This window comes from Streptomyces sp. NPDC032745 (genome assembly GCF_055579465.1).
This window is the reverse complement of sequence record NZ_JBVING010000007.1, coordinates 141,289-155,548: the sequence shown is the minus strand read 5'-3', so window position 1 is coordinate 155,548 and position 14,260 is coordinate 141,289. Positions and strand designations below refer to the sequence as shown.

The 14,260-nt window shown below is 70.4% G+C and carries 12 protein-coding genes and 1 tRNA gene; 7 read left to right on the top strand and 6 right to left on the bottom strand.

Translation table 11 applies throughout. From position 1 onward, the window contains the following. The first annotated feature begins 4 nt into the window (after window positions 1-4). Window positions 5-394, top strand: a complete 390-nt coding sequence (locus ACZ5WG_RS19855) for a VOC family protein (RefSeq protein WP_468724710.1) — start codon at window positions 5-7, stop codon at window positions 392-394. Between the two features lie 419 nt (window positions 395-813). Here the strand turns inward: ACZ5WG_RS19855 and ACZ5WG_RS19850 are convergent, their stop codons facing one another. Then, on the bottom strand, window positions 814-1,410 hold the full coding sequence (locus ACZ5WG_RS19850; protein ID WP_468724708.1) for a DUF309 domain-containing protein: 597 nt from the start codon (window positions 1,408-1,410) through the stop codon (window positions 814-816). 108 nt (window positions 1,411-1,518) lie between these two features. Between ACZ5WG_RS19850 and ACZ5WG_RS19845 the strand changes: the two genes are divergently transcribed. Continuing rightward, window positions 1,519-1,592, top strand: a tRNA-Pro gene (locus ACZ5WG_RS19845). Window positions 1,593-1,659: 67 nt separating this feature from the next. Here ACZ5WG_RS19845 and ACZ5WG_RS19840 read toward each other — a convergent pair. After that, window positions 1,660-6,108: a caspase, EACC1-associated type gene (locus ACZ5WG_RS19840; protein ID WP_468724707.1), complete on the bottom strand. Its 4,449-nt coding sequence runs from the start codon at window positions 6,106-6,108 to the stop codon at window positions 1,660-1,662. Next, window positions 6,105-6,479 (bottom strand): effector-associated constant component EACC1, encoded by a 375-nt coding sequence (locus ACZ5WG_RS19835; protein ID WP_468724705.1) that lies wholly within the window; start codon window positions 6,477-6,479, stop codon window positions 6,105-6,107. Before ACZ5WG_RS19835 ends, ACZ5WG_RS19840 begins: the two co-directional genes overlap by 4 nt. 423 nt (window positions 6,480-6,902) lie before the next feature. Here ACZ5WG_RS19835 and ACZ5WG_RS19830 point away from each other — a divergent pair, with 423 nt between their 5' ends. The 5 genes from ACZ5WG_RS19830 to ACZ5WG_RS19810 are packed head-to-tail and all read left to right on the top strand — an operon-like array spanning window position 6,903 to window position 11,289. Next, window positions 6,903-8,567, top strand: a complete 1,665-nt coding sequence (locus ACZ5WG_RS19830; protein WP_468724704.1) for a sensor histidine kinase — start codon at window positions 6,903-6,905, stop codon at window positions 8,565-8,567. Further along, the gene (locus ACZ5WG_RS19825) at window positions 8,564-8,971 is read left to right on the top strand and encodes a roadblock/LC7 domain-containing protein (protein ID WP_053790034.1); all 408 of its coding nucleotides are present in this window, start codon (window positions 8,564-8,566) and stop codon (window positions 8,969-8,971) included. The genes ACZ5WG_RS19830 and ACZ5WG_RS19825 overlap by 4 nt, the downstream gene beginning before the upstream one ends. After that, window positions 8,968-9,327, top strand: coding sequence for a DUF742 domain-containing protein (locus ACZ5WG_RS19820; protein ID WP_468724703.1), 360 nt, complete (start codon window positions 8,968-8,970; stop codon window positions 9,325-9,327). Before ACZ5WG_RS19825 ends, ACZ5WG_RS19820 begins: the two co-directional genes overlap by 4 nt. Next, window positions 9,308-9,928 (top strand): GTP-binding protein, encoded by a 621-nt coding sequence (locus ACZ5WG_RS19815; protein WP_266661722.1) that lies wholly within the window; start codon window positions 9,308-9,310, stop codon window positions 9,926-9,928. The genes ACZ5WG_RS19820 and ACZ5WG_RS19815 overlap by 20 nt, the downstream gene beginning before the upstream one ends. Then, on the top strand, window positions 9,925-11,289 hold the full coding sequence (locus ACZ5WG_RS19810) for a cytochrome P450 (RefSeq protein WP_468724701.1): 1,365 nt from the start codon (window positions 9,925-9,927) through the stop codon (window positions 11,287-11,289). Before ACZ5WG_RS19815 ends, ACZ5WG_RS19810 begins: the two co-directional genes overlap by 4 nt. Window positions 11,290-11,291: 2 nt before the next feature. Here the strand turns inward: ACZ5WG_RS19810 and ACZ5WG_RS19805 are convergent, their stop codons facing one another. From ACZ5WG_RS19805 to ACZ5WG_RS19795, 3 genes are all read right to left on the bottom strand, one after another. Further along, a complete protein-coding gene (locus ACZ5WG_RS19805) occupies window positions 11,292-12,410 on the bottom strand; it encodes a terpene synthase family protein (protein ID WP_468724700.1) in 1,119 nt (372 codons plus the stop codon). Between the two features lie 3 nt (window positions 12,411-12,413). After that, a complete protein-coding gene (locus ACZ5WG_RS19800; protein ID WP_468724699.1) occupies window positions 12,414-13,190 on the bottom strand; it encodes an SAM-dependent methyltransferase in 777 nt (258 codons plus the stop codon). A 312-nt stretch (window positions 13,191-13,502) separates the two neighbouring features. Continuing rightward, window positions 13,503-14,090, bottom strand: a complete 588-nt coding sequence (locus ACZ5WG_RS19795; protein WP_468724697.1) for a hydrolase — start codon at window positions 14,088-14,090, stop codon at window positions 13,503-13,505. Window positions 14,091-14,260 lie beyond the last annotated feature (170 nt).

Sequence of the window (14,260 nt, the reverse complement as noted above, 5' to 3'; positions counted from 1 at the left end):
TTCCATGCCCGCATACATCGCCCTCACCGCGCTCGTCGTCCACGACTACGACGAGGCCATCGACTTCTACACCCGCGCCCTCGGCTTCACCCTCGTCGAGGACACCGAGCGCCCGGACGGCTCCCGCTGGGTCGTGGTCCGCCCGAACGGTGCCACCGAGGCGGCGCTGCTGCTGGCCCGCGCCAAGGACGAGGCCCAGCGCTCCCGGGTCGGGGACCAGACGGGCGGCCGGGTCGGCTTCTTCCTGTACACCGACGACTTCGCCCGGGACCACACCCGGATGACCGCGGAGGGCGTCCGCTTCCTGGAGGAGCCGCGCCACGAGGCGTACGGCTCGGTGGCCGTCTTCGAGGACCTCTACGGCAACCGCTGGGACCTCCTCGAGCCCGCGTAGCCCACTGCCGCACCGGCCGCCGCCGGGGCCTGGGCCGGCTCCCGGGCCGCCGCCACGGCTCCGGGCCGGAGTCTCCTGGCCCCGTCCGCTGCCCCGGCCCCCCCGGCCGGAGCCCTGGCGTGCGGCCGGAGCCCCGGCCGCCGCCCTGGCCCGCGGCCCGCCGCTCCGGCCGTCGCCTTGGCCCTGGCCGCTGCCTTGGCGCACGGCTCGCCGCTGCGGCCTCCGCCTTGACCCTGGCCTTCGCCCTGCGCACGGTCCGCCGCTGTGGCCTCCGCCTTGGCCCTGGCCTTCGCCTTGGCGCACGGCCCGCCGCTCCGGCCGTCGCCCTGGCCCTGGCCGTCGCCCTGGCCCCGGCCCGCCGCTGCGGCCTCCGCCCTGGCCCCGGCCGCCGCCGGTCGGCCGCATCGGCCCGATCGCGGTCAGGCGGGGTGCGGTCGATCCGGCCGGGAGGCGAGGCGCGGGGACTCGGCCGCCGCGTCGACCGCCGGCCCGGCCTCCACTCGCAGGGCCAACTCCCGGGCCCAGCGGACCAGGCCCGGCACATCGATCCCGTACGGAGACTGCGCCCCGCCCGGCCCGGCGACCGTCTCCGGACCGGTGGCCGTTCCCGGGCCGGCGGCGGGCTTCGTGCCGGTGGCAGGCTCCGGCCCGGCCGCCGTGTCCCGCCCGGCCAGGGCGAGTGCGTCGGCCCCGCGGCGCAACAGGCGGGCGCCGCCGACGGCGTTCCCGCGGGCGGCGTGCGTGAGGCCGACCGCCAGCTGCGCGAGGGCCCGCCACAGCGGGGCCCCGGCCGGCGGACCGGACTTCCAGGCGTCCTCGAACACCTCGTGCGCGTGGAACGGCATCCCGGCGTCCAGCAGCCGCTGCGCCTCGGCCAGTGTCTCGGCGGGCGTCCGCACGACCCCCTCGGGCTGCCGCTCCACCCCCGGCTCCCCATAGGGCAGTGGCCGCCCCAGCCCGTCCCGGGGCCGCGCGCTCCGCGCCCGCCCCTCACCGTCCCGATCCCGTCCGTTCACCCGGCCATCCTCCCTCCCGCCGGAAACCGGTGCATGCGCACCCCTCTACGTGGGGTAATGTTCTGCATGTGCCGCAGGGACGGGGGAAACCCCAGATCAACAGCACAACGGGACGTGGCGCAGCTTGGTAGCGCACTTGACTGGGGGTCAAGGGGTCGCAGGTTCAAATCCTGTCGTCCCGACTCGAAAGAGTCGGAGATCAGGGCCGTTTCGGAGAAATCCGAAACGGCCCTGATCGTTTTCCGGCGTCTATTGACGCCCGGCCCCACGATTCTCGCCTGCGGGGGGCAGCCTCTCGGGAACACGTTTGACGGATTCGGTGGCCGACTGCTCCGGAGCATGCGGCTCGTTGGTCAGGCCGATGAAGTCGGGCAGCCTGTAGCCGAGCTCTTCCAAACGGGAGGCGATGGCGTGGGGGGAGCGCTTCATGACGTTGGCGGCTTGCACGAGGTGAGCGGGTTGGACCGGATCGTTGAAGCTGAGCCAGGGCGACTCTGCATCCAGATCACGGCTGATGATTCTGAGGTCGTCCGGTTCTACCGAAGGCAGACGGGCAGCGGGAGTGCGGTAGCCGAATTCCGTCAGACGAGCGGTTACGTATGTGATGGTGTGTCCCGTCGCGGAGGAGGCCAGCGCGATCTGGGCGGGATGAACGGTTTCATGCAGGTCCAGCCAAGGTGCTCGTTCAGTGCCGCGCTGGCTGAGGATGCGCAGGTCGCCAGGCTCGAATCGCGGTGCCGGACCGGCAATCACGTGGTAGCCGAGCTTGGTCAGGCGGTTGGTGATGTGGTCGGTGGTGTGTCCTGTCGCGGTTGCGGCTTGGACGATGTGAGCGGGGTGCACCGGTTTTCCGGGGCTGAGCCAGGGCGGGTTTCCTGTGAGCCCTTCGCTGACGATGAGAAGGTCGTCGGTCTCGAGCTCGGGCAATGGTATGGCGGGGGTGAAGAAGCCGAGTTGCTCCAGGCGAGCAGCAACCTCCTCGGTGGACCGTCCGGTCCCGTCGGCAGCCTGCACCACGTGACCGATACCGACTGGCTCCTCGGGGTTGAGCCAGGGCATCTCCTCGTCCAGGTCGCGGCTGAGGAGGCGCAGGTCGCCAGGATCGAAGGGCGATGTCGAACGCGTGAGCATGTGGTAGCCGAGCTTGGTCAGGCGGTTGATGATGTGGTCGGTGGTGTGTCCGGTGGCGATTGCGGCTTGGATGATGTGAGCGGGGTGCACCGGATTTCCGGGGCTGAGCCAGGGAGGGTTTCCTGTGATGCGCTCGCTGATGATGCTGAGGTCGCCGGTCTCGAGCTGAGGCAATGGTATGGCGGGGGTGAGGAAGCCGAGTTGCTCCAGGCGAGCGGCTACCTCCTCGGTGGATCGCCCGGTCCTGTCGGCGGCCTGCACGATCAGTCCGATACTGATCTCGGATCCAGGAAATGACGTCGACCCCGGCCACCTCATAGGGGCCTCAGTCGTTTTCCATTTCGGGATCAAAAGATAAATATCGGACGGTACCGGCAGGCCTGAGGAGGAGGAGGGCTTCGCGACGACCAGCCCCGGAAACAATCCTGCGTTCGTCAAAGCCTCCATCCTGAAGTTTTCCGCATCTCTCAGGCTGGTGTGACGGCCGAGAAAGAGATCGTTTGGATCGTAGGACCCATTGAGGTTGTCGTCCTCCGCGAAGTAGCCACACTTGGTGATGTCCACCTCGCGCCCTGCGATTCGCCATGGTGCGAACCGGGCTCGCACCGCTTCGGCAAAGATTTCGTCGGCCAGCCCCGGACTTTCCTCTAGCACTCGCGCCAGCCAGCCGTGCCGGAAGACAGCGTCTTCGGCGGCGAGAAGGCTGGGGATCTCCTGCCGAAGCAACCGTTCGATCTCGGCGGTGTTGGGGTTGATGACCCGCCGCCGGTCCACGGTAAGTCGCGGCGTGTGCTCGCCCGACAGGTTCACCACTGCCCCGAAGCGGTGTTCGCCGGCCCACAGCCCGTCGGCCAGTACCGCGCCTCGGGTACTGCACCACCAGACTGCGGGCGTCGAGCTGGCCGCGGTGACCGCGCCCTCCACGCGCACGACGTCCGGATCGTGGGGATCGTCCGCGCCCAGCGGAGCCGTGTCGCACAGCACGTTCGCCTCCCAGAGCTGCGTCTCCCCCCGGTCGTCGCGCGCGGTGACTTCGAAGTCGGACAGCCACAGGATGCGGCGCAATACATCGACACACGACGCGACGTCGGACGACCTGAGTCTGAGGCGGACGCTGGTGTAGGCGTCGGGACAGCGTTCCAGGCGCTGGATGCGGAACAGGGAGCCGGGACCGGCGATCTCGACGCGCAGGTGCTCACCCGGCAGTCCGTCAGGAGTGAGACGGCAGGTGGTGACGGTGATGTCGTCCGCCAGCATGAAGTAGCTGAGCACGCCCACGCCGAATTGGCTGTTGGGGTGCATGAAGATGCCGTGTTCCCGCCATCTTGCTCGCTCCTCTATGTACTCCGGCAGGTCGGCAAATCGCATTCCGGCATGCGAGAAGACATCTCTGAGTTCGACCTCCCCCATGCCGATCCCGTTGTCACGGCATTCCAGGTACGGGCCCTTCTCATCGATTCCTTGGTTGAAAGTGATGGTGCCGGCGTACGGCGCCAGCTGGGATCCGGTGGCGCGCAAGTATTTCGTACGCGCTTCTCGGTACCGGCACGCGTCCAAGGCGTTCTGGTACAGCTCGCGGATGGCGAGGGCAGGATCTCCGTACAACTCCTCGCCCATCAACAGTTCCTGGATGCGGTCGTCGGCGAGCCGAAACCGCAGCTCGGTCGACTCGTAGGCACAGCGGCCGTTCGCCTCCGTCGCGGGGATCACCTGCTCGGCGGTGACGTGCAGCGGGAGATTGCGCAGCAGTGCCGGCCGCTCCTCCTCGCCGGTACTGATGTCGATCCGGGCCAGGAACGTGTCGAGGGTGGAGGCGTGCTGGCGCAGTCCGAGGTCGACTGCGAGATGGCTGCAGGTGGCGCTCAGGACCCGGGTCCTGCCATTCGATTCCCACCGGAAGCCCGCGAGCGTACGGTGAAGGCTCGGGAGGTCGACGGCGTAGCCGATGCCGATGTGGTCCACCAGCACGTCGGGCAGGGCGATCGGGTCGATTGCGAAGAGGTGGGCGATGCGCAGCAGTTCTGCGAGCTGGTGCGTCCGGACCCGCTGCGCGGTCTCTGCCACTCCCACACTTCGCGGCCTGGTGGCGGCTTCCTCAAGCATCCCGGGGAGCCGGGGGGAGCGCAGGAGCTGGGCCATCAGCGAGGGCTCCAGAACATCTTCGACGAGTCGCTTCTCCCTCGGAGAGCGCTGGCCCAGGGGTACTGCGAGGTGATCCAGCAGGGTCTCAACAGAGGAGGGCTCGTAGAACCTCGCCTGCCGGATGAGCCAGCGGTGGAAGAGCCACCAGCCGATCGCGTCCGCCGCGCCGGGGTCCTTGCTCCGCAGAGCCCGGCGGACCAGCCGGGGCTGGCCCCGCAGGAACAACTCGTAGCTCCGCCGGGCCGGGGACGTGCTCTGCACGTCCGCGAGGTTCGTCGGGTCGATGGCGCTGTATTGGCTCGCGTTGTGCTTCCAGAACGCGGCGTGAAGGTACGGATGCGTGACGAGCAGGAAGACCTCGGCCGCGGAGAGCTCGAGTTCCTCGGGGCGCAGGCTGCTGTCCAGCACCAAGCTGTCGGTCCACTCGGCCATCCGATCGGTGAAGGACAGCGAGTGCCACGGGTCGCCGGCCAGCGCTGCGTTGTCCCGCGTCGTCGCGGCGGCAGCCCGGGAGGCGAGCGCGGTGGCGGTATCGCGCAGCAGGGGCAGTCCGCGCTCGTCAGCGACGTAGTTCCACAGTGGATGGTCGCGCGCCGCCGCCACCCACTCGTGTTCTTCGGGTGGTGACGCCGCTCCGTACCCGGCGCCGCCCTCCTCTGTCCCCGCGTACGCCCGGTTACGGGCGAGCACGATCTGGTGACCGAGGTCGCGGGTGCTCATCCTGGGCTGGGGGACTCGGAGGCCTTCGACCGTCCTGCCGTGCAGCCTGGCGTGCAGGGCGTTGAAGACGTCGGTCATGGTGAGTTCGGGAAGGTGCTCACCCCGGCGCCCTCCGGTCAGTTCGCCGCTGAGCCCTTCCCGCAGCAGGCCGGTGAGTTCCGTGGTGAAAACGCTGCCGTCCGGCAGGCACAGGGAGCGCTCCGTCTCCGCCGCCGAGGTCAGGACGCAAGCACCGGTGATCTCCATGTCCAGCTGTGTCGGAGTCTGTTCGTCCGACATGGACAGGGCCCGACCGCTGAAACAGCAGTCGATGACGACCACTTTCCGCTGCGCGGCCGATCCTGAGACGAGGTCACGGATGTCGTTGTACTTCACCGAGTGGTACGGGCGATGTCCGCTGGAGTCCTTCGTGGCGAGGAAGAACGAGCGATCGCGGCCACCGAAGTGCCCGTGTCCCGCGTAGTAGACGAGCAGCAGATCGGTGGCTTCCTCCGCAGCGTCGTGCAAGGCATCCAGCATCTGTTGCTGCGTCCCGTCGTGTGGCACGACGATGCAATCGCTCTCCGCCAGTCCACCGACGTCCTCGCTGGTGAGCAGCGCCCGTAAGGCCGGCACATTGTGGCGGACGCCGTCCAGCGGAGGCAGTTGGCCGAAATCGTGGACGCCGAAGAGGACGGCCCGCGACCGGGAGACACCCGAGGTCACTCGTCTGCTCCCGCGGGCCGGGTGTCGTTCAGGCGGCGCAGCAGGTCCGCCAGTTCCTCCGGGGAGAGGTGGCCGATGCTCACCGTGCTGTCCCCGTGTACGAGGCGCTGCCCGCCACTCTCTCCGCCGTTGGCAGGCCCGGGCTGCTCGGCGCGCTTCACGGAACGCCAAGTCACGTAGGCGAGAGCGAAGTTTGCGATGTCGACGGCATTGCCCACGACGACGTCGAGCGCTTCCAGCGCTCCCATCGTGGGTCCAGGCCTTGTGACCGTGGCGATCGGCAGTCGGGCGGTTCCGGGATCGTCGGCCAGCCATGACTGAAGGTCTACGAGTGACTCCTCGTCACCGTTCGCCAGAATGCGTAACTTCATCCCCACCGTCCCGGACGTGTGAACGTGCACAGTTGCCGCGAGCCTAGCCATGTGAGCGCCGACACTCACCGGATTGCGTCAATCCAGGGGGAAGCGGCAGCCACCTGCCCACCCGTCCAGGGCCACCCGCCCGTGCAAGGCCCACCGACGGCAGGTGGCGGGAATCAGCCGATCCGCGACGGGCGGCGTGACGGGGTGATGCAGGGTGCGGAACGGGCGGCGGGCGGGCGCCGGCGGGGGAGTTGCGGGTCGTGTACGGCGCGCGTGCCGTATGGGTAGACCGCGGGTTTCGGCCAGATCGGGGAGTGTCAACCCGCTTGCTGCGTCCGGATCATGACCTGCTGTCAAGGGCCGTGCATATAGACGCTAAGATTCCGGGCCGTTGTCATATGATCATTCGCTTTCGATCGTTTGAGGGTTCTGATGGTTCGCGTGGGATCGTCGCCCGGAAGTCCAGGGCCCACCTCACCCGTCGCATGGGCGCTGCCCGCCCTGCTGACCGCCGCCGCTGCGGCGATCGCCGTGGCGCAGGTGTCCGCACCTGCCCGCACCCCCGTCGCCTGGATCGGCGCCGTGGCCTTCGTGGCCGTGGCCCTCTCCTGCGGTGAGGCCGCCCGGCGCGGCAAAGCGGTGGCCGCGCTGCGGCTGACGGTCGCCGCGCAGGAGGCGGCCCTGCACCGGCAGCAGGCCGAGGCCGTACGGCTGGCGCAGGAGCTGCTGCCCGATGTCGTGGAGCGGCTGCGCAAGGGGGAGTTCCCCGAGGAGGTGCTCGCCTCCCTGGAGGAGCCCGAGACCCATGGGCCCGGCCTGACATCGGAGTTCAGGGCGGCGCACCAGGCCGTACTGCGCTCGGTGCTCGACGCCGTCGTCGCCGAGGAGGACCTGCGCGACTCCGCGCAGCGCGCCTTCGTAAACATCGCCCGCCGCGTCCAGGCCATCGTGCACCAACAGGCCCAGGAACTGCGGGAGATGGAGGACCGGCACGGCCGCAGCCCGGAGGTGTTCGGCGACCTGCTGCGGCTCGACCACGGCACGGCCCTCATCGGCCGTCTCGCCGACTCCATCGCCGTGCTCGGCGGGGCGCGGCCCGGCCGCCAGTGGAGCAAGGCCGTCCCGCTGTACAGCGTGCTGCGCGGTGCCATGTCGCGGATCATCGACTACCAGCGCGTCGAGCTGCACTCGGTCTCGCAGGTCGCCGTCGTCGGACCGGCCGTCGAACCGCTCATCCACGCGCTCGCCGAGCTGCTGGACAACGCCACCCGCTACTCGCCGCCGCAGACGAAGGTCCATCTGACCGCCGTCGACGTGAACTCGGGCATCGCCGTCGAGATCGAGGACGGCGGCGTGAGCATGAGCGAGGAGGCCCGCAAGCGGGCCGAGCGCATGCTCCGCCAGGCGCAGCAGGGCATCGACCTCACCGACCTCGGGGAGACCCCGCGCCTGGGCCTCGCCGTGGTCGGCCGGCTCTCGCAGGCGTACGACTTCCAGGTCTCGCTGCGTGCGTCGGCGTACGGCGGCGTACGGGCCGTGCTGGTCATCCCGCAGCAGCTGATCACCACCGCGTCCGCCGCGACCGGCGTCGCCCACGGCATCGGCACCGCCTCGGGCCCCCGCGCCGCCCTCCCGCCGGCCGGCGTGGCGACGACCGAGGCCGCCATCGCAGCCACCGCAGAAGCCGGAGTACCGGCCGCCCGCCCGGAGCCGGCCGCCCGGCCGGTCACCGGCCCCCGGATGCCGGCAGCCGCCGACGAGGTACCCGCCGTGACCGAGCGGACCCCGAACGGCCTGCCGCAGCGCCGCCGCAAGACCCGCGCCGTGGCGCCGGAGCCGATCGCCACCGGCGACCGGATCACGGCAGCGGCCGAGGCGGCCGCGGAGCGCGCCGGATACGGGTACGGAGCCGTGCCCGAGCCCGCGCCCGATCCCCAGCCCGAGGTACAGCCCGGGATGTGGCTGGCCGCCTTCCAGGGCGGCCTGTCCGGGGAGAGCCAGACGGCCGCGAGCCAGACCGCCGCGAGCCGGAGCGGCGCAGCAAGCCAGAACACAGACGCCTCGCCGGCCTCGGCGAGCAAGGGGGAACAGCCATGAGTCAGCAGCAGACCAATATGGACTGGATGCTCAAGGACCTGGCCGAGAGCGTTCCGCAGACCCGCCACGTCGTCGTCCTCTCCGCCGACGGCCTGCGCATGGCGCAGTACGGCGCGGAGACCGACACCGCCGACCGGCTCGCCGCCGCCTGCGCCGGACTGCAGAGCCTCGCCGGCGCCGTCGCCTCCGAACTCCCGGGCAGCAGCGGCCGGATGCGGCTCGTCGTCATCGAGATGGACGGCGGCTTCTTCTACCTGATGGCGGCCGGCGCCGGCGCCTTCCTCGCCGTACTGGCCGACGAAGGCGTCGACGCCGGCCTGATGGGCCAGCGCATGCGCGACCTCGTCGCCCGGATCGGAGAACACCTGAGCAGCCCGCCGCGCCGCGACGGGCAGCCGGCGTGAGCAACCCAGGCGGCGACTGGGAGGACGGCACCCCCGAGCGGCTCTACGTGATCACCGGCGGCCGAAGTGGCGGGTTAGTCCCCGCCCACGTCGACCTCGTCACGCTGATCATCGCCAAGTCGGGGCCCAGGCCCGGGATGCAGCCGGAGCACGCGGCGATCATGAGGCTGTGCCAGTCGCCGCTCTCGGTGGCCGAGATCTCCGCGTATATCGGCCTGCCGGTGAGCGTGGTCACCGTGCTCCTCGGTGACCTGCTCGCCGCCGGACACGTGCTCTCCCGCCCACCCGTAGCCCCCGCCAAACTCCCGGACCTGGCACTGATTGAGGCAGTCATCGATGGACTTCGAAAGCTCTGACCGGGCCACAGCGCCCCGGCGCGAGGACGCGCTGCCGGCCACGGCCGCCGCCGCAGTGAAGGTGGTGATCGTGGGCGGCTTCGGGGTCGGCAAGACGACCCTCGTCGGCTCGGTCAGCGAGATCCGGCCGCTCACCACCGAGGAGACGATGACCCAGGCAGGGGTCGGCGTCGACGACACGGCGGGGGTGGAACGCAAGACCTCCACCACCGTGGCCATGGACTTCGGCCGCATCAGCATCAACGAGGAGCTGGTGCTGTACCTCTTCGGCACGCCCGGCCAGGAGCGGTTCTGGTTCCTGTGGCGCGGCCTGTTCGAGGGCGCGCTCGGCGCGGTGGTCCTGGTCGACACCCGCAGGCTGGAGGTCAGCTTCGACGTGCTCGGCCGGCTGGAGGAGCGCGGTGTGCCGTTCGTGGTCGCCGTCAACTCCTTCCCCGACGCGCCCGAGCACCCTCTCGAGGACCTGCGCGCCGCCCTCGACCTGCCCGCGTCCGTACCGCTCGTCTTCTGTGACGCCCGGCGGCGCGACTCCAGCCGCGACGTCCTGATGACGCTGATGCGCTACCTGCACTCCCTCGCCGCGACCCCGGAGGCCTTGTGAGCACCCCGTCCCCTTCCGCCCCGCCGCCGGGCTGCCCCGCCCACCGGCTCTACGGTCCGGAGGCCGAGGCCGACCCCGTGGGCCTGTACGAGAAGCTGCGCGCCGAGTACGGTGCGGTGGCCCCCGTCCTGGTCCAGGGCGACCTGCCGGCCTGGCTGGTGCTCGGCCACCGCGAGAACCTGGACGTGGCGCGCACCCCGTCCCGCTTCGCCCGCGACCCGCGCCACTGGCGGGACATGCAGGAGGGCAACGTCCCGGCGGACCACCCCCTGACGCCGATGACCGCCTGGCAGCCGGTGTGCCACCTGGTCGACGGCGTCGAGCACGAGCGGCTGCGCGGTGCGATCACCGAGTCGCTCGAGCGTTTCGACCGGCGCGGCATACGACGCTACGTCAAGCGCTTCGCCGACCAGTTGATCGACGCGTTCGCCCAGTCCGGGAAGACCGACCTGGTCGCAGACTTCGCCGAGCCGCTGCCGATGCTGGTGATGACCCAGCTCGTCGGGGCGCCGGAGTCCTACGGACCGCGTCTGGTCGAGGCGGCCCGCGACATGATCCAGGGCACCGAGACGGCAGTCGCCAGCTTCGAGTACGTCTCGGCCACCCTCCGGGAACTCGTCGTGCGCAAGCGGGAGGCGCCCGGCCGGGACTTCACCACATGGCTGCTGGAGCACCCCACGGCACTCGGCGACGACGAGATCGTGGAGCACCTGAGGCTGGTGCTGATCGCGGCCTTCGAGACGACCGCCAACCTGATCGCGAACACCCTGCGCATGGTGCTCACCGACCGCCGCTTCCGCGCGAACCTGTCCGGCGGGCACATGACGCTGCCGGACGCGCTGGAGCAGGTCCTGTGGGACGAGCCTCCGTTCATGACGATCCTCGGGCGCTGGGCCACCGGCGACACGGAGCTGGGCGGAGCGCGGATCAAGGCCGGCGACATGCTGCTGCTCGGGCTGGGGGCGGGCAACCTCGACCCCGAGATCCGGCCCGACGCGACCCTGCCCGTCCACGGCAACCGTTCCCACCTGGCCTTCAGCAGCGGCCCGCACGAGTGCCCCGGTCAGGACATCGGCCGGGCCGTCGCGGACACCGGCATCGACACCCTGCTGACCCGGCTGCCCGATCTGGAGCTGGCCGTCCCCGAGGACGAGCTCGAGTGGACGTCCTCGCTGATGTCCCGCCACCTGGTGGCGCTCCCGGTCCGGTTCACCCCAAGGGGCAGCACCGTCACCGGCTCCACGCCGGTACCCAGGTCGGCCGCCCGGCCGCCCCGCACGGCCCCGCCGGTCGTCCCCGCTCCGGGGGAGCGGCCGACGGGCCGGGGCTCCTGGTGGGCGCGCCTGCGCGGCCGCCGCTGACCTCAGCGCGGGGCGTCGTCGAGCTGCTGCCACCACCAGGCGAGAGCCGGGATCGGCAGCGGCTCGACGCTCGGGTCGCTGGGCGTGTCACTCCAGGTGATCCCGTACGACGCGCCTTCGGCCGGAAGTACGTTCCGGTTGCGCGGACTGGCGTAGCGGGGCGCCCGGTTGTGGTACTCGGTGTCCCCCGCGATCCAGTGCTCCAGTGAGACGAGATAGCGTCCGAGCTGCTCGTCGGCGCCGCGCGCCAGCTGTTCGCTCAGCCGGACGAACAGCGTCACCGCCCGGTCCCGCAGCGCGGACGCGGCGGGCAGCGCCTCGGCGGGCGTACAGCCGTGGTGCCGGGCCAGCACGTTGAGCAGGTTCTGTTCCCGCGGCTCGTGGTGGTCGTCCTTGTTGTACGAGAACAGGTCGTTGTCGCACGCGACGATGAACCCGGCGGCGTCGGTCAGGGCCTGGACGGGCGCGGAATACAGCACCTCGGCCGGTACGTCGATCCCGTTGGCCACGTCGCACCAGGTCAGGAGGAACCGGGTGCCGCCGACCGAGATCCGCGTCGCCGCGAAGTCGTTGAGGCTCGGCATGACGCCCCGCTCGGCGTTGGCGGCCTGTGAGGCGGCGCCGAACACCCAGTCCCGGACGCCCTCGGTGAAGCGGCGCAGCTGGAAAGGGGTGAGCATGGCCCGGGCGCGGGCCACCAGGTCCTCCAGCGCAGCGGTGTGCGGCCCCGGCGGAAGCAGGCCGGATCCGGGCGCCTCGAGCGTCCGGATTAGCCGGGTGCCCTGGTCGACGACGGACGCCGTACGCGCAGCGCCGGCGTCCGAGTCCTGCCAGTCGTCGGTGGCGAAGGCCCAGTAGTTCCACTCGGCGAAGAGGAGCATCGGCTCCACATCGCCGTACGGGATGATCCGGCAGGTGAAGTCGACGCTGCGGGTGGCCAGTCCCCAGGCGCGCTCGGTGGCGTCGGGGTAGAAGCCGAAAGCGTCGATCCAGGCGATGGCCCGCTCCTCGAGCTCGGCCGCCTTGGGATGGATCAGATCCCTTTCGAACGGCCAGTAGAACGGGGGCAGTTGCCAGCCGATGCGGGAGGGGTGCGAGTCTTCGCGGTACACGGGTGCCATCGGTCAGCTGCCCCCGCCGAGACGGAACAGCATCAGCCGCGTCTCCAGTGCGTGGTCGCGCCAGATACGGAACAGCTTCCCGTGCGTGATGGTGGATTCCCGCAGCCGTTCGCACGACCACGCGGCCCGGGGGCCCGACTGCTCGGCGCGGTCGAGTTCGGCGGTGTTCCAAGCCATCGACTGCACCCAGAATTCGGCCACCCGGTCGGTGACGTCCTCGTCCTGTTCGAGCTCGAATCCGGCGGCTTCGGCGGCGGTGAGGTACTCGGTGAGGGTGCCGAGGCGCGTCTTGTAGTAGCGGTCGATGAAATCGGTCCATTCGGGCCGGCAGATGAAGTGCTCCTGGATGCCGAACCAGCCGCCGGGCTTGAGGGACTTGGCCACGACCTGGAAGAGCCGCTCGCGGTCCATGTAGCCGGAGCTCTCGTTGGCGTACGCGGCGTCGTACTTGCGGTCGGCCGTGAAGGCGTGCACGTCCGCCAGGAGGGGGGTGACGCGGTCGCCCACGCCGGCCTGGCGGGCGAAGTCCTCGATCACGGGTATGTGATCCGCCGCGACGGTGAGCCCGGTGACCGTCGCACCGTGCTCCTGGGCCCAGTAGAGCGACCCGCCGCCGACTCCGCAGCCGATGTCGAGGACGCTGCCGGGGGGAGTGGAGTACGCCCCCCAACTGCGGGCCGCGTGCTCGACGATGGCTTCCTGGGACTCCACGATGCGGCGCTTGAGCACGCGTTGGGTGACCGTGGTGTTCGGCGTCGCACCCGGGGTGAAAAGACCCATGTGGAAATGGACTCTGGGTCCCGGGCCGTACTTGTGAAGTATGTCCGCGGTCTTGCGGCTGTAATAGAGAGGCACTTGGGCCTCATCGAACTCCTGGCCACCAGCGGGGGTCTGGATGACAAGGTTGCTGTCCATCGGTTCTCCGGTCCTGCGGTCGCGTGGGGGTGTCAATCGGCCGCCCCACTCTGCCCATAAGTGATCGATAAAAGTCCTCGTTCACTTGGGTGATGAGCATAACCACAGCTGAAACAGCAGCAATTCAGGCCATTTGATGTCACGTCAGAAATGGCCGTCAGGTGTCGCCAGGTGTCGTCAGGTGTTCAGTGCGGCGATGATCTCGGCGGTCGTGCTCACCTTGCCGATGCGCGGGAAGATCTTGCCGAACGAGTGGGCGTGGGACTCGGGGTCCCTGTCGGCGGTGGCGTCCTCGGCGAAGACCAGGGAATAGCTGTGCTCCCAGGCCGTACGTGCGGTGGACTCGACTCCGATGCTGGTCGAGATGCCGGCCAGGACGATCCGGTGGATGCCGCGGCGGCGCAGCTGGAGGTCGAGCTCGGTCCCGGTGAAGGCGCCCCAGTGGCGCTTGGTCACGACGACGTCGCCGAGGGCGGCGAGCTCGGCCGGGATCTCCGAGAACGCGGCGGGCGGGGCGGCGGCCGGACCCGGGCGGTCGACTTCGGTGGTGGGCAGGTCGCCGCCGTCGGGCGACCAGGCGACCCTGACCAGCACCACGGGCAGCTTGTGGGCGCGGAACGCCTCGGCGAGCGCGATGCCGTTCCCCAGGATCTCGGCGGCGGGCCTGGCGGTGGGCAGCGCCAGGATGCCCTGCTGGAGGTCGATGAGGACCAGGGCGGTGCCGCCGTCGAGGGTCAGGGGGGTGCGGTCGGCTGCGGCGGTCATCGGGTCTCCTCCGGTGGGTCCGGGCGTCAAGGTTCACCCCCCATGTAACCCCCGCCGCAGCCCGCAGGCGGCTCGGTCCCCGTCGACCGGCGTGGCGGTGGCGGGACGGGCGCCGCACTTTCCCGAGGCCGCCTAAGGGCTGTCCGGTAATCCCCGGCGGGCGCACGACG

Excerpts from the sequence above, each read along its gene's own strand:
- ACZ5WG_RS19815 (WP_266661722.1), top strand. The coding sequence starts at position 9,308 with ATGGACTTCGAAAGCTCTGACCGGGCCACAGCGCCCCGGCGCGAGGAC.
- ACZ5WG_RS19835 (WP_468724705.1), bottom strand. The coding sequence starts at position 6,479 with ATGAAGTTACGCATTCTGGCGAACGGTGACGAGGAGTCACTCGTAGAC.
- ACZ5WG_RS19805 (WP_468724700.1), bottom strand. The coding sequence starts at position 12,410 with ATGGCACCCGTGTACCGCGAAGACTCGCACCCCTCCCGCATCGGCTGG.
- ACZ5WG_RS19800 (WP_468724699.1), bottom strand. The coding sequence starts at position 13,190 with ATGGGTCTTTTCACCCCGGGTGCGACGCCGAACACCACGGTCACCCAA.
- ACZ5WG_RS19795 (WP_468724697.1), bottom strand. The coding sequence starts at position 14,090 with ATGACCGCCGCAGCCGACCGCACCCCCCTGACCCTCGACGGCGGCACC.
- ACZ5WG_RS19855 (WP_468724710.1), top strand. The coding sequence starts at position 5 with ATGCCCGCATACATCGCCCTCACCGCGCTCGTCGTCCACGACTACGAC.
- ACZ5WG_RS19830 (WP_468724704.1), top strand. The coding sequence starts at position 6,903 with ATGGTTCGCGTGGGATCGTCGCCCGGAAGTCCAGGGCCCACCTCACCC.
- ACZ5WG_RS19825 (WP_053790034.1), top strand. The coding sequence starts at position 8,564 with ATGAGTCAGCAGCAGACCAATATGGACTGGATGCTCAAGGACCTGGCC.